Here is a 26,355-nt window from a genome sequence, read left to right on the forward strand (position 1 = left end):
TTTCGTCAGCTTTCCGCGCCCAGGCCCCTGGCCAGCTTGCCGTCGCGGTCATAGGCCTTGACGATCTCGGCGACCAGCGGATGCCTGACGACGTCGCCCTCGTTGAAGCGCACCGTCACCATGCCAGTGACGCCGTCGAGGATGCGCAGCGCCTCGACAAGCCCGGACTTGGTGTTCGGCGGCAGGTCGATCTGGGTCGGGTCGCCGGTGACGATCATGCGCGAATTCTCGCCGAGACGGGTGAGGAACATCTTCATCTGCATCGGCGTCGTGTTCTGCGCCTCGTCGAGGATGACGGCGGCGTGCGCCAGCGTGCGGCCGCGCATGAAGGCCAGCGGAGCGATCTCGATCACTTCGGCCGCGATCGCCCGCTCGACCTTGTCGGCCGGCATCATGTCGTAAAGCGCGTCGTAGAGCGGCCGCAGATATGGATCGACCTTCTCCTTCATGTCGCCGGGCAGGAAGCCCAGCCGCTCGCCGGCCTCGACCGCCGGCCGCGACAGCACGATGCGCTCGACCATGCCGCGTTCGAGCAGCATCGCGGCATGCGCCACCGCCAGATAGGTCTTGCCGGTGCCGGCCGGGCCGATGCCGAAAACGAGCTCGGAGCGCTCCAGCGCCCGCATATAGGCGTCCTGGTTGAGCGAGCGGGCGTAGATGGTCTTCTTGCGCGTCGCTATCTGGGCGGCGGACATCTTGCCCTTGCGCTCCAGCGTCGGCAGCGTCAGCTGGTCGTCGGCGGCGATCGCCATGCGCACGGCGCCGTCGACGTCGGACTGGCCGATGTCGACGCCCTTCTGGAGGATGCCGTAGAGGTTGTCCAGCGCGCGGCGCGCCTGCTCGGCGGCCGAGGCCGAGCCCTTGATCGTCAGCTGGTTGCCGCGCGAGCGGATGTCGACGCCGAGCTTCTGCTCGAGCCGCGCCAGGTTCTCGTCGAACTGGCCATACAGGGCGCTGGCAAGCTTGTTGTTGTCGAAGGTCAGAACGATGTGCGCCATGTCGGAAGCCCCGGATGCCTGGTTCGGGGGCAGGTTCTTCAGTTCAGCAGCGCTCAACCGTCTCTCCTCATCTGCCGAGGCTTGTGGCTATGCATGTCGTTGTCCCAAAACCGCGGGCTCAATCTAGCGACATGCATCAGGCCAACTCGGCGAACAGGCTATTGTAGCCCGTCCTTGTGATTCGTACCTCGATAATGTCACCGATTTCGCCGGCCTTTTCATCAATAATAACGGGCTGCAGCCAGGGCGAACGGCCGACCTTCTGGCCAGCCTGGCGGCCCGGCTTCTCGATCAGCGTGCCGATGGTCCTGCCGACGAGGCTGGCGCCGAAATCCTGCTGCTGCTTCAGGAGCAGGGCCTGCAGGCGCTGCAGGCGATCGTCCTTGACGGCTTCCGGCACGTGATCGGGCATTTCGGCGCCAGGCGTGCCCGGACGCGGCGAATATTTGAACGAGAAGGCCGAGGCATAGTCGACCTCGCGCACCAGCTGCATGGTCGCCTCGAAATCGGCTTCCGTCTCGCCGGGGAAGCCGACGATGAAATCGCCTGACATGGCGATATCGCCGCGCGCGGCGCGAATGCGATCGATCAGCGCCAGATAGTCGCGCGCCGTATGCCTGCGGTTCATCGCCTTCAGGATGCGGTCGGAGCCCGACTGCACCGGCAGATGCAGATAGGGCATCAGCGCTGGCAGGTCGCGATGGGCAGCGATCAATTCGTCATCCATGTCGCGCGGGTGGCTGGTGGTATAGCGCAGCCGCGCCAGGCCAGGGATCTCGGCCAGCCTGAACAGCAGGCGGCCCAGCCCCCATTCCTCGCCGTTTTCGCCCTCACCGTGCCAGGCATTGACGTTCTGGCCGAGCAGCGTCACCTCGCGCACGCCGGCCTCGGCCAGGCGTTCGGCCTCGGCAACGATCTGCGCCACCGGCCGCGAGACTTCGGAGCCGCGCGTATAGGGCACGACGCAGAAGGTGCAAAACTTGTCGCAGCCTTCCTGGACGGTGAGAAAGGCGGTGACGCCGCGCCTGGCGACCTCGGCGCGCTTCGGCTGCGGCAGATGCTCGAACTTGTCCTCGACGGCGTAGTCGGTCTCGACGATCTTCTCGCCGCCGCGCACCCTTGCCAGCACGTCGGGAAGCCGGTGATAGGTCTGCGGGCCGATGACCAGGTCGACGGCCGGCGCGCGGCGGATGATCTCGGCGCCTTCGGCCTGTGCCACGCAGCCGGCGACGCCGATCAGCAGCTCGCGGCCGGTGCCGGCCCGTTCGGCCTTCAGGTCGCGGATGCGGCCAAGCTCGGAATAGACTTTTTCCGCCGCCTTTTCGCGGATATGGCAGGTGTTGAGCAACACCAGGTCAGCATCATCGACCATATCGGTCGCGACATAGCCGTCTGCCGCCAGCGCATCGGTCATGCGCTGCGAGTCGTAGACGTTCATCTGGCAGCCATAGGTCTTGACGAAGACTTTCTTCGCCGCCGGAGGGGTAGCCAGGCCGTCGGCAGCGATGCCGATGTCGTTGCGTTCTGTCGTGTTCAGGTCCATCGGGCGGCTTCTAACGCCTTTCAGCGACAAAAAACAGACGATTCTCAACCTTGGCGCCGGGTCCCGGATGCGCGAAGGGGCGCGTCAGCGGCTCGGGCGCGGCTCGGCCAGCGCCGCCTGCACCATCTCGCGCACCCGGCTTTCCATCAGCCTTGCCGTCTCCTTGCGGTTCGAGCCCTTGGAGAAGGCAATCGGCTCGCCGAAATGCAGCTCGACATCGAGCGCGCCTTCGGCGAGCAGCACCTTGAGATGCGGCATCAGGTCCTCGTCGCCGATCCAGGCGGCGATCGGCCGGTGGCGGCGGCCGAGCGGCACGCCATGCAGCCTGGTGTAGACGATCGCCACCGGCTGGATAAACACTTGCTCGGTCGCCCCTTCCGAAATCGCCATCGAGGCGGCGCCGAACAGCGTGCTCTTGAAGGGCAAAAGCAGGTTGCCGTCGCCGGTCGAGCCTTCGGCGAACAGCACCATGGCGTCGCCATTGGCCATGCGGCCGGCGATCTCGCTGGCCTGGTCGCCCGAGCTGCGCTTGCGCTCGCGCTCGATGAAGACGGTGCGCTGCAGCTTCGACAGCATGCCGATCATCGGCCAGTTCGCCATGTCGGCGCGGGCGATGAACTTCACGTCGACCCTGGAGCCGAGCACCATGATGTCGGTCCAGGAGATGTGGTTGGACGCGACCAGCAAGGGGCGCTTGGCCGACAGCGCGCCCTTGACGTGGATGCGCAGGCCGAGCGCCCTGGCGATCATCCGGTGCCAGATCTTGAGGATGAAGGTTTCCGGCCACAGCCCGGTCTTCATCGACAGGATCTGCAGCGGCACCAGGACCAGCGAGCCGGCGACGACCAGACCAAGCGCCAGGAAAATCCGTAATTTCTTGATCATCAGCGCGCAGGCCCTGTCCCGGCGTGTCGCTAGCGAAGATCGCGGCGCATGACAAGCGCGCCGGTCGGGCCGCGCTCGGGCGATCTGTAGTAGTTGGCGCGCTTGCCGACCTCACGGAAGCCGAGCCGCCGGTAGAGCGCGATGGCCGCCACATTGGTCTCATCGACCTCGAGGAACAGCGCCTCGGCTCGTTGCGCGTGCAATTCGCGCAGCACCGCGTCCATCAATTGCCAGCCAAGCCCCTGGCGGCGGTGGGAGCGGGCGACGGCTACGGTGAGAATCTCGCCCTCGCCTGCCGCCAGCCGCGCCAGCACGAAGCCGACCGGTGGCTTGCCGCCCTGTCCGGTTTCGCGCGCGGCATAGCCGAATACGGTGTCCTGTTCGAGCAAAGCCGCGAACTCGCCGTCGCTCCACGGCCGCACAAAGTCCTCCTGATGCAGCACCGAGACAGCCTCGCTGTCGGCAACCGTCAGCGGCTGAAGCGCATAGTCCCTGCGGCGCGGCTGAAAGAAGGGAATGCGCATCAGCTCTTTTTTCCTTCCGGACCATGATCTTGCCCAAAAACCGGGGCCCACTTTTTGGGATCATGGTCTTGTCTTGGAAGAATGAAACCGGCTTGCGGCTTGGCATCGGCGCCGCGCAGATAGAGCGGCTTGGGCTTGTCGCCCACGCCCTTTTCAGCGGCCAGCCGGGCATAGACGGCGATGTCAGCGGTGGCGCCGGTCGGACCGATGTCGAAGGCGCGCCCGGCCGATGCGGCGATCTTCTCCGCGGCGGTGCCGGCCAGCGCGGCGGACGTCTCCACGGCAATAGCGGTGGCTTGCGCGAGCGTGGCCACCGCCGGACCGTAAGTCAAAACTAACGCTTTGTCATAGGCGGCGACATGGATCTCCTCGCGCCCGGCGTCGAGGGCGGCGAGCACGGCACGACCGGGAAAGGACGCGGCCGCCTCTGCCGCCAAAGCTTCGAGCGTGGTCACGCCGATCGCCGGGATCTTCAGCGCCAGCGCCAGGCCGCGCGCGGTGGAAACGCCGACGCGCAGGCCGGTGAAGGAGCCGGGACCGACGGAGACGGCAATGGCGTCGAGGCCCGCGTAGCCTGTGCCGGCCGCTTTCAGCGCCGCGTCGATGACCGCCATCAGATGCTCGGCATGGCCCTTGCCGAGGTCGAGCACCTGGCGGCCAAGCTCGCGCCCGGCCGCGGCGTCATAGATGCTGGCGGCGCAGAGAGTGGCGGCACAGTCGATGGCAAGCAGCTTCATGGTTCGCCGGTTAACGCCCTGGGTCGAAAAACAATTCCCTGTGCCCGCCACGGCCCGTCCCTGCAAGGGGCAAGGTGGATATTTGTTATGCGGCTTGGCATGGCCAGGGTCGAGAACGCCCTCCAACGATCGCGGTGGCTACGCCGGCTCTGAGATGCGCAGCATGTGATTGTCCCAGACATAGTCGGGCTCGGAGCGCCTGGCGCCATTGCCCTCGACGATCTCGCCGGCGCCGGTGGTGGCCATGAAGCCCGAACCATCGGGCGCCAGGCCGCAGACCTCGACCAGCGCCCTGGTGGCGACGACGTCGCCGCTGGCGGCGTCGATGACGGCGAGCGAATTGCCCTCCGGCGAGGTGACGGCGACCGTGCCGGCGGCGGGATTGGCGGCGACCGAGCCGATATAGTTGCGGAAGCCGGCGAGCACATCCTGCGGCATGTCGAGCAACTGCAGGTCCTTGCCGCGCGCCGCGCGACCGATCAGCAGCGGCCGGTCGGTCGCCGGGCCGCGATACTGGCAGCCGAACCAGACCGTGCCGGCCTGGTCGCAATCCATGTGGCGGATCGACAGCTGGTGGAGCGCCGACGGCAATTCGTGCTTTTCGATGAGATCGCCGGTGATGCGGTCGACCAGCACATAGGACGGCTTCATGGTGGCGATGTTGAGCTCGGCGCGGCCGTAGTCCGGATGGGTCTCGATGCCGCCATTGGCGACCGCGATCGTCCGGCCATCGCCGAGCAGAAGCAACTCATGCGGCCCCATGCCGTAGGTCGGGAATTCGCCGATGCGCTTGAAGCCCGAGCGCGCGTCATATACGCCGACGACGCCGGCAGCATTGTCGAAATCATTCTCGGTGGCATAGAGCAGCGCGCCGTCGGGCGAGAAGACGCCGTGGCCGAAGAAATGCCGTCCGGCGACGCTGGCGATGGTCAGCGGCTTGTCGCGGCCGGTGTGGTCGAACACCACGGCAAAGGTGCCGGGCTGCCGGGCAAAGACCACGGAGCGCTTCGACACCGGATCGAAGGTGACGTCGTGGCCACGGTCGGGCAGGTCGATCGCATGCAGCACATCGCCTGCCTCGGACAGCACGGCGGCGCCATAGCTGCCGTCGCGCCTGACGAAGGCGGTGGCGAAGACCGCGTCGGCATCAAGCGTCTTCGCCCAGGCACGCGGTGTCATCGCCGCCACGAAGCCGGCGCCGGCGGCCCTCAGGAAATCGCGACGGTCGATCAGCGGCGTGCGTACCGCAGTCATGGCTCAATCTCCGTCCAGGGACGAAAACCCGGCGGTGAGGCCGAACTCAGCGGTCAGCCTGGTGCCGATGAGGGTGGTCAGGCTGGAGGTGATAAGCGCGAAATGATCGAGCTTGCCGCGCAGCACCGGATCGGCGAGCGCTTTGTCGATCGGACCGGTGACGGATTTGGCGGTCGCGACGCCGTTGGCGAGCTGGATGTGGATGGACTCGGCCATCCATTGCGCATCGGCCGGAAGCGCATCGCCAAGCTTCGAAGCCACGAACAGCGCATCGATACCGGAGAGATTGCCGGCCAGGGAATCCGTCGTGTTTTGCGAGCGCCAATAGATCGCCTGCCTGGGCTTGTCGCCTTCCGGCTTGCCGCCCAGGAACCCTTTGAGGCGCACGTCGCGGACCATCTCCAGCTCGTTGATGAAGACGCCGACAAGTTCGGTCACAGCTTCGGTGCCGTCGCGGTAGAGCGCGTTCTGCGGTCCCGGATTGGCCCAGAGCGCGGCAAATCCGTCCGGCTTCTTCCACGCCTCGTCAACCTCGGCGGCCATCGTTTCGATATTGCCTGCGACGGCCGCGCCATAGCCGCAGCGATAGGGATCGTCCTTGCCGGCAAGAGCGTCGGCGCCGTCGCCGTAAAGCACGAACTCGAGCGCGCCGAGCCCTTGCATGGCGACGCTCTTGCCCGCCAGTTGCGCCGGATCGCTGGCGGTCGGGTCCTTGCCGGCCAATGCCGCCTGCACCTGCTTCAGGCCGATGCCCTTGCGGTCCGGCCAGTAGAGCATGCGCTCCAGCCGGTTGTTCTCCTTGATCGGCCCGAAAGCGATGATTTCAGCCGATGACCAGGCTTCGACCGTGGCCGAAAACTCGGCACGCGCCGCCTCGAGGCCGCTTTGCGACGGCGCATCACAGAGCGCCCGCACGGCCTTGGTCAAGCTGCCGGCATGGTCGCGCAGGTTGGCATAGGCAGGACGGATAAAACCATCGATCGCCCGCTGGATGACAGCGGAGGCCCTCACCTCAGCCGATGCCGGGGATGCGCCGACCATCGCCAGGGGAAGAAGGAGAGCAAACGCAAGACGCTTCGACATCACAGGGACTCCAGGAATTTGACCAGCGCATCGCGGTTCGCCGCATCGGCGGCGGCAAAGCGGTCGCGCGCCTTCTGCCCCTCGCCGCCATGCCAAATGATCGCCTCGGCGAGGGTGCGGGCGCGCCCGTCATGCAGGAAGAACATATTGCCGTTGACCGTTCCGGTCAGGCCGATGCCCCACAGCGGCGGCGTGCGCCATTCACTGCCTGTCGCGTCGCCGACAGCCTGTCCATCGGCGAGGCCCGGCCCCATGTCATGCAGCAGGAAGTCGGAATAGGGCCAGATCAGCTGGAAGGCCTGCGCCTTGTTGGGCGTGCCGCGCAACGTCACGAATTTCGGCGTGTGGCAGGAAATGCAGCCCATCTCGTAGAACTGCTTCTTGCCGGCGAGCACCTGGCGGTCGTCGATGTCGCGCCGGGCCGGCACGGCGAGGTTCTGCGAATAGAAGGTGACGAGGTCCATCACCGGCGGCGGCGCCTCGACCGGGCCGAGCCGCTGCTGCACGCCGTTCGGCATGGCCAAGCAAGCCTTTTCGGCCGCGGTGCAGTCGCCCCAATGCTTCGGCGCCTCCGGCGTCGAGATGCCGATGTCGCCGGCGAAAGCGTCCGCCGCCTGCTCGCGAATGGACGGCGTCTCAGCCTTCCAGCCGAAGCGGCCGAGCGTTAGCCCGCCGCTGGCGCCATCGCCCACGATGTTGGGACGGCCGGAAATGCCGTCGCCATCGCGGTCATCCGGATCGGCGTGGGCGAGGATGTCGGCGGGCGCGATCTGCTCGATCAGGCCGAGGCCGATCATCGGCGGCGTCAGGCGCGGCGACAGCGTGGTACGCGGATCGAGCGGACCGTAGCCGAGGCCGTCGACGGAATAGCCCGGCTTGCGCAGTGAGACCACGGAGCCGCCGGCGAGCGTCACCTTCTCTTCCTGGTAGTCGACGCGCATGCGGCCTTCGCCCTTGAGGCCGGGAACCGCCAGCCCCTGCAATTGCGAGCCGTAGACCGGATCGGGGAAGTTCAGTAACTTGCGGGCGGCAAGCTCGGCTCTCTCTTCCTCGCTGCTTGCATCGCGCGCCAGGCGCAGGAACATCGAGGTGGTGCCGGCGCCGCCTTCCGGCGGCCGGCCGCGGCCGTCCTTCAGATGGCAGTTCTGGCAGGCGCGCTCGTTGAACAGCGGCCCAAGCCCGTCCGATGCCTGGGTCGAGGAGGGTGAGGACACCCAGTTCTTGCGGAAAAGCGCATTGCCGAGCCTGAAGGTGCCTTCTTCCTCGAAGGTGATGTTGGCGGAGGGCTGCGAGAAGGCGTCGCGGCTGACGTCCTTGCGCGACGTGCCGGCGCCACCCTGCATCAGCTCGAACGGCTCGGGTTTGGAGAAATCCGCGGTTGGCCTGGTGACGGCGATGACACGCGCCAGGTCCTTCGGCGTCAGATCGCTGCGCGCGGCGGCAAGGCCCGCGGGCAGCGGGTCTCCAGCCAGCGCCGAAGCGGTGGCCACCACGGCAGGAATGAAAGAAAGCCCGCGAACCAGCCAGGCCAGCGAGCTTTTCCTGGAAGGCGAGGAAGGCGAGCCCTCGGCCCGCAGCGAGCGGCGCAGGAAATCTAGGCGGCGCCGCATTCCCGCATGTCCTTACTCCGCCTCGTTGGCCGAGTCGGCATTGAGCTGCCCGTATTTCTCCTCGCCGATCGAGGCGAGCAGGTCGAGCTGCGTCTCGAGGAAGTCGATGTGACCTTCCTCGTCGGCAAGCAGTTCCTCGAACAGTTTCATCGACACGTAGTCGCCGGCCTCCTGGCAGATCTCGCGCGAACGCTTGTAGGCGGTACGCGCGTCGTACTCGCCGGCAAGATCGGATTCGAGCACTTCCTTCACGTTCTGGCCGATGCGCAGCGGCGCCACGGACTGAAGGTTCGGATGCCCCTCGAGGAAGATGATGCGGGCCACCAGACGGTCGGCATGCTGCATTTCCTCGATCGATTCCGCCCGTTCCTTCTTCGCCAGCTTGGTGTAGCCCCAGTCCTCGAGCAGCCGGTAATGGACCCAGTACTGATTGACGGCCCCCAGCTCCAGAAACAGGGCTTCGTTAAGCCGCTCGATGACCTGCGGTTCGCCTTTCATGGGTTCTGCTCCCGTATTGGCCGCGCAAGCCTCTGACGCGGTCCAGGTGTGAAACGATGTCGGCGCCGCTCGCCTCCGAACGGGCGTGGTAGTGCTCGGTGACCCGAATGATCGTTTCCACCACATTTGGGAAGCAGCCGCAACAGCGACCGCGCTTGCGCATGGCATGGTAGACTTTCGCCGGCACGATCAGCTGCCAGGGATCCTCATCCAGCAGGCCGACGATCGTCTGCTCGATCTCCTTCTCGGTGATGATGTTGCAATGGCAGATCAGCATTCACTTGCCCTGGCTGACGGCGCCGCTCCGGCGCCGTTTGGCTTGTTTCTCATTCGAGCATGATCTTGTCCAAAAACCGACTACCCCTTTTGGGGATCATGCTCGCGCCTTACTTGAACACCTTGTCCGGCGCGTCGAGGCTGTCGGAACCTTCGAAGGCGATGTCGTTGAGCTTCAGGGAGCCGACGGCGCGCTCGATCGACTTGGTCTGGTCGATCAGCGCATCGATCGCCGCCTGCACGGTGGCGTTGCCTTCGGCGTTGCCCTCGGCGATCTGCTGGTCATAGGCCTCGCCGGCGAGCGCGCGCGCCTTGATCGCCTCCATCCTGGCGACTGAGACGTCGAGCTTGTCCGACAGTTCCTTGTCGATCGCCGGGTCGGCGGCCTTGACCATGTCGGACACGGAAGGCCCTGAAACGACCGTGCCGTCGAGGCGCGTATAGCTGGCATGGTAGGCGGCGCGGATGCCGACGGCGTCATAGAGGTGGGAGTTGTAGGTGTTGTCCGAGAAGCAGTCGTGCTCCTCTTCCGGATCATGCAGCAGCAGGCCGAGCTTCATGCGCTCGCCGGCGAGTTCGCCATAGGACAGCGAGCCCATGCCGGTGAAGATGGTCGAGATGCCGGCATTGGTGTCGCCATCGACCAGGTTCTTGCGGGCAGCGCCGCCTTCCTTCCAGTTGTCGACCATCTCCTGCAGGTCGGAGACCAAAAGGTCGCTCGCCGACTTTAGATATTCGGCGCGGCGGTCGCAATTGCCGCCGGTGCAGTTGGCGAGGTCATAGTCCGTGTAGGGTCGCTCGCCGGCGCCGGGACCGGTGCCGTGCAGATCCTGGCCCCAGAGCAGGAACTCGATGGCGTGATAGCCGGTCGCGACATTGGCCTCGACGCCTCCCGCCTCCTGCAGCGTGCCGGACAGGAATTCCGGCGTCAGCTTCGAGGCGTCGATCTTCTTGCCGTCGATCTCGATCTCCTTGTTGGCGATCACGTTGGCGGTATAGAGCGAATTGGTGTCGGACTCGCTGCCGTAGCTCTTGGCGACATAGTCGATCAGGCCTTCGTCCAGCGGCCAGGAATTCACCTTGCCTTCCCAGTCGTCGACGATCTTGTTGCCGAAGCGGTAGACCTCGGTCTGCTGGTAGGGAACGCGCGATGCCTTCCAGGCTTCGCGGGCGGCGTTCAGCGTCTCCGCCGACGGCTTGGCGAGGAGCGCGTCGACGGCCTTGTCGAGCGCCTGCGCGGTGGTCAGCGAATCCTCGTATTTGGCGAGCGCGATGTCGGCATAGGTCTTGATGACCGCCTTGGCGTCGGTTGCGGCCTTGGCCGGCAGCACGAACACCACAGCGGTCAGCGCGGCAGTCGCGCAGATAGCAGCGAGCCTGCCGCCATTACGTGCTGTCATCATCGTTCTCCAGTTCCTTGGGAATTCGCTAAAGGGCGCGCGTGCCAGCCCGCGCCGAGGCATGGGCATGCCGCCGGGCACAACATGGACCGCGCCGTTGCGCGGCTCGTGGAAGAAAGACACCGAAATGCCTCCAATCGAAAGGGTTCAAGGCCCAGACATCAAAGGGATGCGCTCGTCGCGCGAGCCCCCATAAAGCGGCGAAGGGGTTGGAAGTCAACAGGCCTATCCAAGAAAATTCAATTGAAACAACTGTTTAGAATAATTCTAAACTATAACTATCAACTTTAAGCCTTTGCCGACGCGACGTAATCGTGGAATGCGGCGATTGACAGGTGACCATTCCGGGTGCGACCCGGACCGGGGCGATTGCGGCGGCGGCAGACAATCGCCACCTGGCGGAAGATCCTAGATTTGAACGCAAAAAGGGCTGCGATGAAGAACGGGGTGGTCATTGTCGGTGCGGGTCACGCTGGCGTGCAAGCGGCGGCGAGCCTGCGCGAGGAAGGTTACGACGGCCGGGTCATCCTGATCGGCGACGAGAGCGAACTGCCCTACCACAAGCCGCCGCTGTCGAAGACCTTCATCAAGGACCCGGACGCAAAGCCGCAGCCCCTGCGCGGCGAAGCCTTCTATTCGGGCAGCGCCATCGACTACCGGCCGGGCGTCCGCATCGAGGCCATCGATGCCGGCGCCCGCAGGCTGGACGTATCGGGCGGCGGATCGCTCGCCTTCGATCACCTTGTTCTGGCGACCGGCGCCCGGCCGCGCCTGCTCAAGCTGCAAGGCTCGGAGCTTTCCGGCGTGGTGTCGCTGCGATCGCTGGCCGATGCGCGGCTGATCCGCGAGCTCAGCGCCCAAAGCGAGGATGTCGTCATCCTCGGCGGCGGCTTCATCGGCCTCGAGATCGCCGCCACGCTCAGGGCGGCAGGGCGCAATGTCACCGTCGTCGAAGCCGTCGACCGGCTGCTCGGGCGGGCGGTGGCGCCGGTCATCGCCAGTCATGTCAGGCAGCGCCTGGAAGCGATCGGCGTGCGGATTCTTACCGGCACCACCGTTGCCGGCCTGGAAGGCGAAGGCGGCCGTGTCTCGGCCGCGATCACCTCCGGCGGCGAAAGGCTGCCGGCGCAGATGGTCATCATCGGCATCGGCGTGGTGCCGAATGTCGAACTGGCCGAGGCGGCCGGCATCGCGATCGCCAACGGCATCCGCGTCGACCAGCAGATGCGCAGCTCGGCACCGGATATCCTCGCCATCGGCGACGCCGCCTCCTACCGGCACTGGTTCACCGGCGCCGATGTGCGGCTGGAATCGGTGCAGAACGCCACCGACCAGGCGCGGCTTGCCGCGCGCACCATCCTTGGCCACGCGGACGCCTATTCGGCGGTGCCCTGGTTCTGGTCGGATATCGGTGACATGAAGCTGCAGATGGTCGGGCTGACCTCGGGCGGCGACAGCCATGTCGTGCTGGGCGACCTGGCCGAGAACAAGTTCTCGATCTACCACTATGCGGGCAGCCGGCTGCTCGGCATCGAATCCGTCAACCGCCCCGGCGACCATATGCTTGGCCGCAAGATGCTCGGCGCCGGCTTCTCGCCGACGCCGCAGGCCGTTGCCGGCGGGCCCGATGTGCTGAAGGCGGCGCTCGCCGCCTTCCAGGAGGAGCCCGCCAGGGCTGCGGGCTAGACGCTCCAACCTCTCCCCGTGGGAAGGGTCGCTGCGAAGCGACGGGGGGCATCAGCCCCACCCGGACCTTCGGTCCGACCTCCCCACAAGGGGGAGGCAGGGTTGGCGCTACGCGGCGCGCGCCTCGCGAATCGAGCTTTCCAGAATGTCGAGCGCCTCGTTCATGACGCTATCCTGGATGGTGATCGGCGACAGGAAGCGGATGACGTTGCCGTAGACGCCGCAGGTGAGCAGGATCAGGCCCTTGTCCAGCGCCTTGAGGCGCACCGCATTGGCGATTTCGGCCGAAGGCAGGCCCTTTTTCACATCGTTGAACTCGACCGCGTTCATGAAGCCGGGCCCCCTGATGTCGACGATCTCCGGCACGTCCTCCCGGATCGACTGCAGCCGCTGCTTCAGCCTGCTGCCCAGCGCATTGGCGCGATCGCAAAGCTTTTCCTCCTCGATGACGTCGAGCACGGCGTTGGCGGCGGCGACGCCGATCGGGCTGCCGCCATAGGTGCCGCCGAGTCCGCCGGGGCCGGGCGCATCCATGATTTCGGCGCGTCCGGTGACCGCCGACAGCGGGAAACCGCCGGCCAGGCTCTTGGCCATCGTGGTGATATCGGGCGCCACCTCATGATGGTCCATGGCGAACATCTTGCCGGTACGGGCAAAACCGGTCTGCACCTCGTCGGCGATCAGCAAAATGCCGTGCTGGTCGCAGACCTTGCGCAGCGCGGTCATGAAATCACGCGGCGCCTCGTAGAAACCGCCCTCGCCCTGCACCGGCTCGACGATGATGGCGGCGACGCGGGCGGGATCGACATCGGCCTTGAACAGCCTGTCGAGGGCGGCGAGCGAATCGGCGACCGTCACGCCATGCAGCGCCACCGGGAACGGCGCGTGGAAGACATCGGCCGGCATGGCGCCGAAGCCGACCTTGTAGGGCACCACCTTGCCGGTCAGGGCCATGCCCATGAAGGTGCGGCCGTGGAAGCCGCCGGAAAAGGCGATGACGGCCGGGCGGCCAGTGGCGTTGCGGGCGATCTTGACCGCATTCTCGACCGCCTCGGCGCCAGTAGTGACGAAGATCGTCTTCTTGTCGAACTTGCCGGGCAGCAGGGCGTTCAGCCGTTCGGCCAGCCTGACATAGCTCTCATAGGGCACGACCTGGTGGCAGGTGTGGGTGAAGCGATCGAGCTGCGCCTTGACCGCCTCGATCACCTTGGGGTGGCGGTGGCCGGTGTTGACGACGGCGATGCCGGACGCGAAGTCGATGTAGCGGCGTCCCTCGACATCCCAGATTTCCGAGTTCTCGGCGCGATCGGCATAGATCTGCGTGGTCATGCCGACGCCGCGCGAGATCGACTGGTTCTTGCGTTCGGAAATGGCTGAATTTTTCATCTCATCCCTCATCGGGCCATCCCTCATCGAGACTGGGCCCGTTCTCGTTTGATGCCGTTGGCACCCGTTCTCGCCTTATTTAACGTTTTCCTCAAGTCGGCACCATCGCCGGGCAATTGGGCCTGCTCGGCACGGTCGCCTGAACATAACCAGTCCGCCCCCTGCGCGCAGGACAGAGGTTTTCTTTTTTCGGAGATCGACTATCCTCGCGATCGTCCGCGGCGCCTGCCGTAGGGAGCGGCCCGCGCGGTTGAGGGAACCATGAGCAGGAACGCGACGCCTTCCGTCCGGCCGCTTCCGGTCAACGCCTTAAAACTGTTGTCTTTTCCTGGTTCCACGATGCTCGCCTGCGCCTTGGCGGCGCTGTCGCTCGCTGGGTGCCAGAAGCAGGAGGCGGCGGCAAAGAAATTGCCGATCATGGTGCGCGCCGAAACGGTCAGGATCGCCGACTACGCGCCACGGACCTCGCTGACCGGCGTGATCGCCGCGCGCACGCTGAACAACCTGTCTTTCCGGGTCGGCGGCCGGATCGCCGAGCGGCTCGTCGACGTCGGCCAGCATGTCGACAAGGACGCGGTGCTGGCCCGCATCGATCCGCAGGAGCAGGAATCCGACCTGCGCTCGGCGCAGGCCGACCTCGATGCCGCGCAGGCGCAGTTGACGCAGGCCGCCGCCGCCTTCGAGCGCCAGAAGACCTTGCTCGGCCAGGGTTTCACCACGCGGCGCGACTATGACACGGCCGACCAGGCGCTGAAGGTGGCGCAAGGCAGCGTCGATGCCGCGCAGAGCGCGTTCGCGAATGCCAAGGAGAACCTGTCCTTCACCGAGCTCAAGGCCGGCGCGGCGGGCTTCATCACCGCCCGCCAGGTCGAAGCCGGGCAAGTGGTGCAGGCGGCGCAGACCGTCTTCACCATCGCCGAGGACGGCGATCGCGACGCGGTGTTCAACGTCCAGGAAACGCTGGTCGCGCGGACGCCGCAAACGCCAGCGGTGACGATCACGCTGTTGTCCGACCCGCAGGTCAGGGCGATGGGCAAGGTGCGCGAGATCTCGCCGGCGGTCGATCCGGCTTCGGGATCGATCCGGGTCAAGGTCGCCATTCCCGACACGCCCGCCGCCATGCCGCTGGGCGCGGCCGTGATCGGCTCGGCCAGCGCCAAGCCGATCAAGGCGATCCTGCTGCCCTGGCAGGCGCTGACCTCGACCGACGGCAAGCCGGCGGTCTGGGTGGTAGACCCATCGAACAAGGCGGCGACGACGACGCCGGTCGAGGTGCTGGCCTTCGATTCCGGTGTGGTCGTCATCAGCAGAGGGCTTGAGGCAGGCCAGAGTGTCGTCACCAATGGCGGCCAGTTGCTCAGCCCCGGACAGGCGATCGAGATCGCGGGAGCAGGCCAATGAAGCGGCTGCCGCCCGTGCTTGTGCCCGTCCTGCTGTTGCTTGCGCCGCTCGCCGGCTGCTCGCAATCGGAAGACAAGCCGCCCGAGATCATCCGGCCAGTGCTGTCGGTGGTGATCGAGCCGCGCACCATCCAGACCTTCGGCTTCGCCGGCTCGATCGAGCCGCAAGTCAGCGCCGACCTCTCCTTCCGCCTGCTCGGCCGCGTCGTCGCCCGCGACGTCAAGGTCGGCGACATCGTCACCAAGGGCACGACGATCGCAGCCCTCGACCCGACGGCGCTGGAGCTTGCGGTGCAGGCGGCCAAGGCCGAGCTTTCCAACGCCGAGGCGCAGTTCGCCAACGCCGCCGCCAGCGAGGAGCGCCAGCGCCAGCTGCTGGCCGCCGCCAACACCTCGCAGGCCGTCTTCGATGCCGCCCAGCAGGCGCGCAAAGCGGCCGAGGCCGGCGTCGAGCGGGCCAAGGCCTCGCTTGCCAAATCGCAGGAGCAGCTCGGCTATGCGCGCCTGTTCTCGGATTTCGACGGTGTCGTCACCGCCGTCGGCGCCGAGGTCGGCCAGACCGTGTCGCCGGGCCAGACGGTGGTCACCGTGGCGCGCTCGGACCTGCGCGAAGCGGTGGTCGACATCCCCGACCAGCTGACCGGCGACCTCGCCGCCGGCACGCCGTTCGAGGTCATCCTGCAATCGCTGCCGACCATCCAGACCGAAGCCAAGCTGCGCGAAATGGCGCCGCAGGCCGAGGGCTCGACCCGCACCCGCCGCGTCCGGCTGACGCTGACCGATCCGCCGATAGCGTTCCGGCTCGGCTCGACGGTGACGGCGACACGCGTGACCAAGGTCACGCCGACGATCGAACTGCCGCTGTCGGCGCTGCTCGAGAAGGACGGGGCCGCCAAGGTCTGGATCGTCGACCCGAAGACGTCGAGCGTCAGCGCGCGCGAGATCAAGGTGGCCGCCAAGGGCGCCGCCACCTTCACGGTCAGCGAAGGGCTCGAGGCCGGCATGCGCGTCGTCACCGCCGGCGCCCACAGTCTCGCCGAAGGACAGCAGGTCAAGCTACAAGAAGGGGGAGCCATATGAAGGGCTTCAACCTCTCCGACTGGGCGCTCAACCATCGCTCGCTGGTGTGGTACTTCATGCTGGTCTTCGTCGCGGCCGGCGTGTCCGCCTATCTGAACCTCGGCCGCGAGGAAGACCCCGCCTTCACCATCAAGACCATGCTGATCCAGGCCAACTGGCCCGGCGCCTCCGTCAACGAGACGGTAACGCAGGTGACGGATCGCATCGAGAAGAAGCTCGAGGAGCTCGACAGCCTCGACTATACCAAATCCGTCACCACCGCCGGCAAGACCGTCATCTTCGTCAACCTGAAGGACACCACCAAGGCGCGCGATGTCGTGCCGACGTGGATCCAGGTGCGCAACATGGTCAACGACATCTGGCCGCAATTCCCGCAAGGCGTGGTCGGGCCGTTCTTCAACGACCGTTTCGGCGACGTTTTCGGCAACATCTACGCCTTCACCGCCGACGGGCTGACGCCGCGCCAGCTGCGCGATTATGTCGAGGATGTCCGCACCAAGATCCTGACCGTGCCGAACGCCGGCAAGGTCGACCTTGTCGGCGCCCAGGACGAGGCGATCTACCTCGAATTCTCGAGCCGCCAGATCGCGGCGCTCGGCCTCAACCAGCAGGCGATCGTGGCCAGCCTGCAGGCGCAGAACGCCATCACGCCGTCCGGCGTCATCCAGTCCGGACCGGAGCGCATCAGCGTGCGCGTCGGCGGCCAGTTCACCTCGGAAGAGAGCCTGCGCGCCATCAACCTGCGCGTCAACGACCGCTTCTTCCGGCTGAGCGACGTGGCGACGATCAGGCGCGGCTATGTCGACCCGCCGACGTCGCTCTTCCGCTTCAACGGCCAGGACGCCATCGCGCTCGCCATCGGCATGAAGCCCAACGCCAATCTGCTGCAATTCGGCGAGGCCCTGCACGAGGAGATGAACAAGGTGCTGGCCGACCTGCCGGTCGGCGTCGGCGTGCATCTGGTCGCTGACCAGCCGGTGATCGTCGAGGAAGCGGTGTCGGGCTTCACCCGCGCCCTGTTCGAGGCGGTGGCCATCGTGCTTGCGGTGTCGTTCATCAGCCTCGGTATGCGCGCCGGCTTCGTCGTGGCGCTGTCGATCCCGCTGGTGCTCGCCATCACCTTCACCGTCATGGCCTATCTCGGCATCTCGCTGCAGCGCATCTCGCTGGGCGCACTGATCATCGCGCTCGGCCTGCTGGTCGACGACGCCATGATCGCGGTCGAGATGATGGTGGCGCGGCTGGAGGTCGGCGACAACCTGCGCAAGGCGGCGACCTACGTCTACACCTCGACCGCTTTTCCGATGCTGACCGGCACGCTGGTGACGGTCGCCGGCTTCATCCCGATCGGCCTCAACAACAGCGCCGCCGGCGAATACACCTTCACGCTGTTCGTCGTCATCGCCGTGTCGCTGCTGGTGTCATGGATCGTGGCGGTGCTGTTCGCGCCGCTGCTCGGCGTCACCATCCTGCCGGCGACGATGAAGGCCAAGCATCATGACCAGCCCGGGCGCTTCACCTCGATGTTCCGGCGCGTGCTCGTCCTTTCGGTGCGCCGGCATTGGCTGACCATCATCGCGACGGTGCTGCTGTTCGCCGCCTCCATCGCCGGCTTCGGCCTCGTCCAGCAGCAGTTCTTCCCGCCGTCCGACCGGCCGGAGCTGATCGTCGACTGGAACCTGCCGCAGAATTCGTCGATCACCGAGACGCGCGACCAGATGGAGCGCTTCGAAGGGCGCGCGCTGGTCGGCAATCCCGACATCGACCATTTCTCATCCTATATCGGCCAGGGCGCGGTGCGCTTCCTGCTGGCCTATGACGTGCAGCCGGCCAATCCCTATTTCGGCCAGACGGTCATCGTCACCAAGAGCATCGAGGCGCGCAACCGGGTCAAGCCGGCGCTGGAAAAGCTGCTGCGCGAGGAGTTCGTCGGCACCGATGCCTTCGTCAAGCCGCTCGAGCTCGGGCCACCGGTCGGGCGTCCGGTGCAGTACCGTGTCGGCGGTCCCGACATCCAGACGGTGCGCGACCTGGCGCAGGAGTTCGCCGGCATCATTTCCGCCAACCCGCAGCTGGCGGCGCCCACTTTCGACTGGAACGAGCCGCAGCGTATGCTGAGGGTCGACGTGCTGCAGGACAAGGCGCGCCAGCTCGGCATCACCTCCTCCGACATCGCCAGCGCGCTGAACAGCACGGTCGGCGGCGCCACCATCACCCAGTTGCGCGACGCCACCTATCTGATCGATGTCGTGACTCGCTCGCGCGAGGCCGATCGCGGCTCGGTCGCAACACTGCAGAACATGCAATTGCCGACCGGGACCGGCGATGCCATCCCGCTCGCCGCGGTGGCCAACATCCGCTACGAGCTCGAGCAGCCGACCGTGTGGCGGCGTGACCGGATTCCGACCATCACCGTGCGCGCCGGCCTGGTCGGCGACGTGCTGCCGGCCACAGTCGTCGACGAGCTGAAGCCGTCGGTCGACGCGTTCATCGCCAAGCTGCCGCCGGGCTATTCGGTCGAGACCGCGGGCTCTGTCGAGGAAAGCGCCAAGAGCCAGGGGCCGATCGCGGCCGTCGTGCCGTTGATGCTGTTCGTCATGGCGACCATCCTGATGGTGCAATTGCAAAGCTTCCAACGCCTGTTCCTGGTCGTGGCAGTGGCGCCGCTCGGCCTGATCGGCGTGGTGGCGGCACTGGTGCCGAGCGGCGCGCCACTCGGCTTCGTCGCCATCCTCGGCGTGCTGGCGCTGATCGGCATCCTGATCCGCAACTCGGTGATCCTGATCGTGCAGATCGAGGACCTGGTCGCCGAAGGCAAGGACCGCTGGGCCGCCGTCATCGAGGCGACCGAGCACCGCATGCGGCCGATCGCGCTGACGGCCGCGGCCGCCAGCCTGGCGCTGATCCCGATTGCGCGCGAAGTGTTCTGGGGACCGATGGCCTACGCGATGATGGGCGGCATCATCGCCGGCACCGCGATCACGCTGCTGTTCCTGCCGGCGCTTTACGTGACGTGGTTCCGCATCAAGGAGCCGAAAGACCGGCGGCAAGACGGCGTGCATAACGAGGCGGTGTCAGAGAGTGGTGCGGCGCATTTGTGAGTCAAGTTGCGCGGCACAGAAAGCTACGCCCTCACAAACCCCTCACTCGCCCTCAACAGGTTGCGCGTATAGTCCTCGCTGACCCGGTGGCCGATCAACTGGCTCGCGGTCAGCGTCTCCACTGCATCGCCGTTCTGCATGACCATCAGCCGCTCGCACATATGGGTGATGATGGCGAGGTCGTGGCTGACCATCAGGAAGGTCAGCTTGCGCCGTCGCCGCACCTCTTCGAGCAGGTTCAGCACCTCCGCCTGAACCGAGGCGTCGAGCGCCGAGGTCGGCTCGTCGAGCAGCAGGATCGAGGGCTCGAGGATCAGCGCGCGGGCGATGGCGACGCGCTGGCGCTGGCCGCCGGAGAGCTGGTGCGCGTAGCGGAAGCGGAAACCATTGCCGAGGCCGACCTCGTCCAGCGCGCGTTCGATACGCTTCTCGCCGTCGGCAAAGCCGTGGATGGCGAGCGGCTCCTGCAGCAGGCGGTCGACCGTCTGGCGCGGATGCAGCGAGCCATACGGATCCTGGAAGACCATCTGCACCTCTCGGTAGAAGGCCTTGTCACGCTTCTTGCCCAGGGTCTTGCCGTTGACGGTGATGCTGCCGGAGGCGATCGGCGCCAGGCCGGCGATTGCCCTCAGAAGCGTCGATTTGCCGGAGCCGCTCTCGCCGACCAGCCCGTAGGACTCGCCTTCCTTGACCTCGAGGCTGACGCCCTTCAGCGCGCGAAAGCGATCGAAGATCACTTCCACTCCGTCGACGGAAAGCGCCGCGGTCATGCAGCCCACTCCGGCTTGCGGTCGAGCACCGGCAGCGGATGGCGCTCGAAGCCGATCCTCGGCATGCAGTTGAGCAGGCCGCGCGTATAGGGATGCCGGGCGTCGCGCAGCTCTGAAGCCTTGAGCTGCTCGACCACCTTGCCGGCATACATGACGATCACCCGGTCACAGAAGGACGAGACCAGGCGCAGATCATGCGAGATGAAGATCAGGCCCATGCCGCGCTCGGCGACCAGCCTGTCGAGGATGTTCAGCACGTCGAGCTGCACGGTGACGTCGAGCGCCGAGGTCGGCTCGTCGGCGATCATCAGCTCCGGCCCGGCAATCAGCATCATGGCGATCATGGCGCGCTGACCCATGCCGCCCGAGACCTCGTGGGGGTGGAGGTCGAAGACGCGCCGGGGATCGCGGATCTGCACCGCCTCCAGCATGGCCAGCGCCCGCTCGCGCGCTTCTGCCTTTGAGACGCGCTCATGCGTGCGCAGCGTCTCAACGATCTGGCGGCCGATGCTCATCACCGGGTCGAGCGAATATTTCGGATCCTGCAGGATCATGGCGATGCGGTTGCCGCGCAGCGCCCGGCGCTGGCGCGACGGTATGGAGAGCAGGTCGATGCCGTCGAAGCTGAGCTTCTTGGCCGAGACCTCGGCCTGCGGCGCGGTCAGGCCCATGATGGCGCGGCCGGTCTGCGATTTGCCGGAACCGCTCTCGCCGACGATGCCCAGCCGCTCGCGGCCGAGCGAGAAGGTGACGCCGCGCACGGCCTGGACCAGGCCGGTGCGGGTCGGGAAGGTGACCCGCAAATCGTCGACGTCGAGGAGTGTCCCCTTTGACTGCGCGCTCATTGGTCGCCGCTCCTCGGATCGAGCGCGTCGCGCAGGCCGTCGCCGAGCAGGTTGAAGCCGAGGCTGACGATAAGGATGGCGGCACCCGGTGCGGCGGCCACCCACCACTGGTCGAGGATGAAGCGCCGGCCTGACGCGATCATCGCGCCCCATTCGGGCAGCGGCGGCTGCGCGCCGAGGCCGAGGAAGCCGAGACCGGCGGCAGTCAGGATGATGCCGGCCATGTCGAGCGTCACCCGGATGATCAGCGAGGAGATACAGAGCGGCATGATGTGGCGCAGCACGATGCGGAACGGCGAGGCGCCCATCAGTTGCACCGCCTTGATGAAATCCGAATTGCGCACCGTCAGCGTCTCGGCGCGCGCGATGCGGGCGTACGGCGGCCAGGAGGTGATGGCGATCGCCAGCACGGCGTTCTCGATGCCGGGGCCAAGCGCGGCGACGAAGGCCAGCGCCAGCACCAGTTTCGGGAAGGCGAGGAAGATGTCGGTGATGCGCATCAGGACGGCGTCGGTCCAGCCGCCGGCGTAGCCGGCGACCGTGCCGACCAGAAGGCCAATCGGCGCGGCGATGACGGCCACGAGGATCACCACGTAGAGCGTCCAGCGCGAGCCGTAGACGATGCGGGAGTAGATATCGCGACCGAGGTCGTCGGTGCCGAACCAGTGCGCGGCGCCGGGCGGCAGCAGGCGCGCATTCTTGAGGTCGCCGACGGTCGGCGAATAGGGCGCCAGCACGTCGGCGAAGGCGGCGACCACCAGCAGGGCGATGATGATCAGCAGGCCGAGAACCGCCAGCCGGTTGGCGGAGAAGCGCCGCCACGCCACATAGGCGCGGCCGAGCCTTGCCTGCATGCGCGAGGCCGGCCGCTCGCTGAGCAGCCATTCGCGACGGCTCTGGATGATCTCGGCGCTCATGCAGTCTTGGTCCTCGGATCGAGCACGCGGTAGAGCAGGTCGGAAAGAAGATTGATGCCGATGAAGACCGAGCCGATGATGATGGTGCCGCCGAGCACCGCATTCATGTCGGCGTTCTGCAGCGAATTGGTGATGTAGAGGCCGATGCCCGGCCAGGAGAACACGGTCTCGGTCAGCACAGAGCCTTCGAGCAGGCTGGCATAGGAAAGCGCGATCACCGTCACCATCGGAACCGCTGCGTTGCGCAGCGCGTGGCCCCAGATGATGCGCGTTTCCGACAGGCCCTTGGCGCGCGCAGCGACGACATATTCCTGCGCCAGTTCGTTCAGCATGAAGGAGCGGGTCATGCGGCTGATGTAGGCGAGCGCGAAATAGCCGAGCAGCGAGGCCGGCAGGATGATGTGGCGGAAGGCGTCGTAGAAGACATCCCATTGCCCCTGCATCGCCGCGTCGAGGAGGTAGAAGCCGGTGATCGGCGTGAAGGTGTATTCGTAGACGACGTCGAGCCGCGCAGGAAAGGCCACCCATTGCAGCTTGGCGTAGAACAGGACGAGGCCGAGCAGTCCCAGCCAGAAGATCGGCACGGAATAGCCGATCAGTCCGATAATACGCACGATCTGGTCGATGAGACTGCCCCGCTTCACCGCGGCCAGTACGCCGAGCGGCACGCCGATGACGGCGCCGATGATCGTGCCCAGCGTCGCCAGTTCGATGGTCGCCGGGAAGACGCGGCGAATGTCGGACATCACCGGATTTGTGGTCAGCACCGATGTGCCGAAATCGCCGCTGAGGGCGCTTTTGACATAGATGAAGAACTGCTCGATCAACGGCAAATCGAGGCCCATCTCGCGACGCGTGCGCTCGACGACGGCGGTGGGAGCCCGGTCGCCGAGCACGGCCAGAACCGGATCGATCGGAATGACGCGGCCGATAAAGAAGGTAACCGCGAGCAGACCGAGATAGGTCGTCACCGCGATCACCAGGAAGCGGCCGATCGACGACAGAATGGCCACGGCAGGGGCGCTGCCACGCCCCGCCGCCGCCTGGTTTTCAGCCACGCTCACGCGCGCGGTCCGACGAGGCTATTCCTTCGAGACCACCCCGACGAAATTGGTGTCGAAGCTCGGGCCAAGCGCGAAGCCCTTCAGGTTCTTGCGCAGGCCGGCCACCTCGAGTTGCTGGTGGATGACGACGAAGGGGCTGGTGTCGAGGATCTTCTTCTGCAGGTCCTCGTAGAGCGCGGCACGCTTGGCGGAATCCTTCTCAAGCAAGGCCGCCTCGGTCTGCTTGGTCAGGTCCGGAATGTCCCAGGCGTTGCGCCAGGCCAGCGTCTTGATCTTGGCGGAGTCGGAGTTGTCCGGGTTCGACGCAAAGGTCTGGGCGTTGGAGTTCGGATCGAAATAGTCCTGGCCCCAGTTGCCGATATAGATGTCGTGGTTGCGGGCGCGGTACTTGGTCAGCGTCTGCTTGCCGTCGCCGGGGATGATCTCCAGCTTGATGCCGGCCTGGCCGAGCGTCTGCTGGATCGATTCCGCCATGCCGGTGGTCGGCTGGCCGACGCGCACATCCATGGTCACGCTGAAGCCGTCAGGCAGACCGGCCTTGGCCAGCAGTTCCTTGGCCTTGGCGACGTCGAACTTGTACGGATTCGCATCGATAGCGCCGAGGTCGCCCTTGGGCAGGAAGGACTGGTGGATCTCGCCGATGCCCTTGAGGATGGTCGAGCTCAGCGCATCATAGTCGACCAGGTATTTGAACGCCTGGCGGACTTCCGGCTTGGCGAGGTTCGGGTTCTTCTGGTTGAGGCTGATATAATAGACCGTGCCCTTGGGCGCGCTGGTGGTGGTGAGATCGTCCTTCTTGGCGATGGCATCGAGGTCGTTCGGCTCGAGGTTGCGGGCGACGTCGATGTCGCCGGCCTCCAACGCGAGGCGCTGCGCCGAGCTTTCCTTCATGTTGCGATAGATAACGCGGGCGAGCTTGGCCTTCTCGCCATTGTAATTGTCGTTGCGCTCCAGAACGACGGCCTCATTGGCGCGCCATTCGCGCAGTGTGAATTGGCCGGAGCCGGCATAGCCGGTCTTCAGCCAGGCATTGCCGAAATCATTGTCCCATTTGTAGTCGGCGCTCGGCGTGACCGCCGCGACATGTTCCTTGACCAGCTTGGCATCGACCACCGACGCGACCGTTGCGGACAGGCAGTTCAGGACGAAGCTCGGCGCATAGGCCTTGTCGACGACGAACTGGAACGTGGTGTCGTCGACGGCCTTGGCCTTCTCGGCGACATTGTCGCCGCTGATGCCGAACTGGTTGATGATGAAGGCCGGGCTCTTGTCCAGCTTGATGGCGCGCTCGAAGGAATAGGCGACGTCGGCAGCAGTGATCGGGTTGCCGGAGGCGAACTTCATGCCGGGCTTGAGTTTGAAGGTGTAGGTCAGGCCGTCGTCCGAGACGCTCCAGCTCTCGGCCAGATCGCCCTTGACCTTGGAGGTGTCGCTGAGGTCGAGGCGGACCAGGAGGTCATAGGTGTTGCCGGTGACCTCGGCGGTCGACAGTTCGAACGCCTCGCCCGGATCCATGGAGATGATGTCGTCGATGGCGAAGCCCTCGACCAGCGTGTCGGCCGGGGTGACCGCGAAAGCGGGCGCGGCGAGCAGAGCGGACAACGCCGCGCCCGCAAGCAAGGCACGAGAGCGAAGAGCAAACTTTTCCAGCATCATGGTGGTCGTTCCCTGTTTTGTTGATTTGTCGACCTGAGTTCCCGGCTCAGGATTGCAGAATTCTTTTCGAGGTCGCGCGCGTATCGAGCCGCTTACCGTCGTGTTTTTTGTCCAGTTGGTCAACACCATATCCGGCGGCCCCGAAGCCGGCAACGCGCATTTGCTAGGCAACGTATTGGACCAGAACGAGCCATTGCGAGGCGAGGCATGGGCCGGCCAATGGGCGCCGCCGATCGAGGACAATTTGCTATTTTTCGCCGTTACTTCAGCGCAGCGACAAGGGCGGCGTCGGGGAAGCAGGTGGCGGCGCGACCGTTCTTTGCCTGCCAGTCGCCGATCGAGCGGCGCGTCTTGAAGCCCGGCAGGCCATCGGCGCTGCCGACGTCGTAGCCCTTGGCCTCCAGCGCCCGCTGCAGGGCGGCGATGTCGGAGCGGTGGAGGTCGCCGACCGGCCCCCAGCTTGCGGTAAAGGTGGCATCCCCCCTGGCGATGCGGTCGGCGGCATGGCCGATGAACAGCGCGTAGAGGTCGCTGGTGTTGTATTCTTTGAGCACATAGAAATTCGGCGTGACAATGAAAGCCGGTCCGCTGCGGCCGGCCGGCATCAGAAGAAAGCCCTCGGCCTTGAGCTCGCTTGCCTGGAACGCCTTGTTGTCGGCGCGCCTGATGCCCATCGCCACCCAGTCGGCAAACTTCTTGCCTTGGTCGGGTCCTTCGAGCGAGCAGGATACTTTGGCAGGCACGATCACCTCGGTTCCCCAGCCGCGGCCCCTCACCCAGCCATAGTGGACGAGATAGTTGGCGATCGAGGCCAGCACATCCGGCGTCGAATTCCAGATGTCGGGCCGGCCGTCGCCGTCGAAATCGACGGCATGCTTGAGGAAGGAGGTCGGCATGAATTGCGGCTGGCCGAGCGCGCCCGCCCAGGACGATTTCATCGCGTTGACCGGCGCCAGCCCACGCTCGACGATCTCCAGCGCCGCCAGCACCTCGGTGCGGAAGAAATCCTTCTTGCTCGACATGAAGGCCTTGGTGCCCAGCACCTCGAAGGCGTCATAGGGCATCTTGGCCGCGCCGAAGCCGGTCTCGCGGCCCCAGATCGCCAGAAGCACCTCGCCCGGCACGCCGTAGCGTTTCTCGATCAGCCCCAGCACCCTCGCATTGGCGCCCTCGCGGGTCCGTCCGCCGGCGGTGACGGCGCGAACAGTCTTCTCGGCGAAATAGGCGCCGGGCGGCCCGAACTCGGCCTGGTGCTGCTTCTCGGGCGTCGTCGGCTTCTCGCCGGGCATGACGAGGTCGGGCAGCTTCAGGTTCGGCTTCACGCCGATGAAGGCCTCGTCGAAGGTCTTCCTGGAGATGCCCTTGGCCTTGGCTTCCGGCCAGAGGTCGCTCTGCAGCCAGGAGCGAAACTGGTCGTCGACGGAAGCGGCGGAGGCGGGCAGGGTGAGGAGCAAAATGAACAGAGCCGCGAAGAGGGAAAGCGCAGCCAGTTTTGAATGCTTGCGTTCTGTCGCGCCCCCCTCTGTCCTGCCGGACATCTCCCCCACTTGGGGGGAGATTGGCCGTCGCCTTGGCTTTCGCCAATCGCCAACGCTGAAGGAAGAACGCCGCGAGCGAAGCTGCCAATCTCCCCCCTTGTGGG

At 66.0% G+C, this 26,355-nt stretch carries 22 protein-coding genes; 4 read left to right on the top strand and 18 right to left on the bottom strand.

The features are described from left to right. Positions 1-5: 5 nt before the first annotated feature. The 11 genes from EN857_RS01090 to EN857_RS01140 all read right to left on the bottom strand — a co-directional run bounded on the left by EN857_RS01090 (position 6) and on the right by EN857_RS01140 (position 10,808). On the bottom strand, positions 6-1,055 hold the full coding sequence (locus EN857_RS01090) for a PhoH family protein (protein WP_126056677.1): 1,050 nt from the start codon (positions 1,053-1,055) through the stop codon (positions 6-8). Positions 1,056-1,134: 79 nt separating this feature from the next. Next, positions 1,135-2,541, bottom strand: coding sequence for a tRNA (N6-isopentenyl adenosine(37)-C2)-methylthiotransferase MiaB (gene miaB, locus EN857_RS01095; protein ID WP_135857623.1), 1,407 nt, complete (start codon positions 2,539-2,541; stop codon positions 1,135-1,137). Positions 2,542-2,625: 84 nt separating this feature from the next. After that, the gene (locus tag EN857_RS01100) at positions 2,626-3,426 is read right to left on the bottom strand and encodes a 1-acyl-sn-glycerol-3-phosphate acyltransferase (RefSeq protein WP_135857625.1); all 801 of its coding nucleotides are present in this window, start codon (positions 3,424-3,426) and stop codon (positions 2,626-2,628) included. 29 nt (positions 3,427-3,455) lie between these two features. Continuing rightward, the gene (rimI, locus tag EN857_RS01105) at positions 3,456-3,950 is read right to left on the bottom strand and encodes a ribosomal protein S18-alanine N-acetyltransferase (RefSeq protein ID WP_127282749.1); all 495 of its coding nucleotides are present in this window, start codon (positions 3,948-3,950) and stop codon (positions 3,456-3,458) included. Beyond that, positions 3,950-4,687 (bottom strand): tRNA (adenosine(37)-N6)-threonylcarbamoyltransferase complex dimerization subunit type 1 TsaB, encoded by a 738-nt coding sequence (gene tsaB / locus EN857_RS01110; RefSeq protein WP_135857627.1) that lies wholly within the window; start codon positions 4,685-4,687, stop codon positions 3,950-3,952. Before tsaB ends, rimI begins: the two co-directional genes overlap by 1 nt. A gap of 138 nt (positions 4,688-4,825) precedes the next feature. Further along, entirely contained in the window at positions 4,826-5,941 is a 1,116-nt protein-coding gene (locus tag EN857_RS01115; protein WP_135857630.1) for a DUF1513 domain-containing protein, read from the bottom strand. Positions 5,942-5,944: 3 nt separating this feature from the next. Continuing rightward, positions 5,945-7,024, bottom strand: a complete 1,080-nt coding sequence (locus EN857_RS01120; protein ID WP_135857632.1) for an imelysin family protein — start codon at positions 7,022-7,024, stop codon at positions 5,945-5,947. Then, positions 7,024-8,634, bottom strand: a complete 1,611-nt coding sequence (locus EN857_RS01125) for a di-heme oxidoredictase family protein (RefSeq protein WP_135857634.1) — start codon at positions 8,632-8,634, stop codon at positions 7,024-7,026. Before EN857_RS01125 ends, EN857_RS01120 begins: the two co-directional genes overlap by 1 nt. A 12-nt stretch (positions 8,635-8,646) precedes the next feature. Further along, complete coding sequence (gene bfr / locus EN857_RS01130; protein ID WP_126056685.1) at positions 8,647-9,132, bottom strand: bacterioferritin; 486 nt, start codon at positions 9,130-9,132, stop codon at positions 8,647-8,649. Next, positions 9,098-9,409, bottom strand: coding sequence for a (2Fe-2S)-binding protein (locus EN857_RS01135; protein WP_126056686.1), 312 nt, complete (start codon positions 9,407-9,409; stop codon positions 9,098-9,100). The genes bfr and EN857_RS01135 overlap by 35 nt, the downstream gene beginning before the upstream one ends. A gap of 109 nt (positions 9,410-9,518) precedes the next feature. Next, positions 9,519-10,808 (bottom strand): imelysin family protein, encoded by a 1,290-nt coding sequence (locus EN857_RS01140; RefSeq protein WP_135857956.1) that lies wholly within the window; start codon positions 10,806-10,808, stop codon positions 9,519-9,521. Positions 10,809-11,243: 435 nt separating this feature from the next. Between EN857_RS01140 and EN857_RS01145 the strand changes: the two genes are divergently transcribed. Further along, complete coding sequence (locus EN857_RS01145) at positions 11,244-12,494, top strand: FAD-dependent oxidoreductase (RefSeq protein ID WP_135857637.1); 1,251 nt, start codon at positions 11,244-11,246, stop codon at positions 12,492-12,494. Between the two features lie 108 nt (positions 12,495-12,602). On the opposite strand, the gene EN857_RS01150 is transcribed toward EN857_RS01145, so the two are convergent. Continuing rightward, entirely contained in the window at positions 12,603-13,880 is a 1,278-nt protein-coding gene (locus tag EN857_RS01150; RefSeq protein ID WP_135857641.1) for a 4-aminobutyrate--2-oxoglutarate transaminase, read from the bottom strand. A 261-nt stretch (positions 13,881-14,141) separates the two neighbouring features. On the opposite strand from EN857_RS01150, the gene EN857_RS01155 reads away from it, so the two are divergent. Genes EN857_RS01155 through EN857_RS01165 form a run of 3 tightly spaced genes read left to right on the top strand, consistent with a single transcriptional unit; the run spans position 14,142 to position 19,461 of the window. Then, on the top strand, positions 14,142-15,281 hold the full coding sequence (locus EN857_RS01155; protein WP_135857645.1) for an efflux RND transporter periplasmic adaptor subunit: 1,140 nt from the start codon (positions 14,142-14,144) through the stop codon (positions 15,279-15,281). Next, positions 15,278-16,360 (top strand): efflux RND transporter periplasmic adaptor subunit, encoded by a 1,083-nt coding sequence (locus EN857_RS01160; protein WP_135857648.1) that lies wholly within the window; start codon positions 15,278-15,280, stop codon positions 16,358-16,360. Before EN857_RS01155 ends, EN857_RS01160 begins: the two co-directional genes overlap by 4 nt. Then, positions 16,357-19,461 carry an efflux RND transporter permease subunit gene (locus EN857_RS01165; protein WP_135857652.1) on the top strand — a complete coding sequence of 1,035 codons (3,105 nt, stop codon included), beginning with the start codon at positions 16,357-16,359 and terminating at the stop codon, positions 19,459-19,461. Before EN857_RS01160 ends, EN857_RS01165 begins: the two co-directional genes overlap by 4 nt. Before the next feature lie 23 nt (positions 19,462-19,484). Here the strand turns inward: EN857_RS01165 and EN857_RS01170 are convergent, their stop codons facing one another. The 6 genes from EN857_RS01170 to EN857_RS01195 form a co-directional block, all read right to left on the bottom strand. Then, a complete protein-coding gene (locus tag EN857_RS01170) occupies positions 19,485-20,231 on the bottom strand; it encodes an ABC transporter ATP-binding protein (RefSeq protein ID WP_135857655.1) in 747 nt (248 codons plus the stop codon). After that, positions 20,228-21,076 (bottom strand): ABC transporter ATP-binding protein, encoded by an 849-nt coding sequence (locus EN857_RS01175; protein WP_135857659.1) that lies wholly within the window; start codon positions 21,074-21,076, stop codon positions 20,228-20,230. The genes EN857_RS01170 and EN857_RS01175 overlap by 4 nt, the downstream gene beginning before the upstream one ends. Continuing rightward, complete coding sequence (nikC, locus tag EN857_RS01180) at positions 21,073-21,993, bottom strand: nickel transporter permease (RefSeq protein WP_135857663.1); 921 nt, start codon at positions 21,991-21,993, stop codon at positions 21,073-21,075. The genes EN857_RS01175 and nikC overlap by 4 nt, the downstream gene beginning before the upstream one ends. Beyond that, positions 21,990-23,057 carry an ABC transporter permease gene (locus tag EN857_RS01185; protein ID WP_135857666.1) on the bottom strand — a complete coding sequence of 356 codons (1,068 nt, stop codon included), beginning with the start codon at positions 23,055-23,057 and terminating at the stop codon, positions 21,990-21,992. Before EN857_RS01185 ends, nikC begins: the two co-directional genes overlap by 4 nt. 18 nt (positions 23,058-23,075) lie before the next feature. Then, complete coding sequence (locus EN857_RS01190) at positions 23,076-24,713, bottom strand: ABC transporter substrate-binding protein (RefSeq protein WP_135857668.1); 1,638 nt, start codon at positions 24,711-24,713, stop codon at positions 23,076-23,078. A 260-nt stretch (positions 24,714-24,973) separates the two neighbouring features. Then, a complete protein-coding gene (locus EN857_RS01195) occupies positions 24,974-26,251 on the bottom strand; it encodes a lytic murein transglycosylase (RefSeq protein ID WP_135857670.1) in 1,278 nt (425 codons plus the stop codon). Positions 26,252-26,355: the final 104 nt, after the last annotated feature.

Origin of the sequence: Mesorhizobium sp. M4B.F.Ca.ET.214.01.1.1 (genome assembly GCF_004791545.1) — a bacterium.
In the GTDB taxonomy this organism is placed as follows: Bacteria; Pseudomonadota; Alphaproteobacteria; order Rhizobiales; family Rhizobiaceae; genus Mesorhizobium; species Mesorhizobium abyssinicae.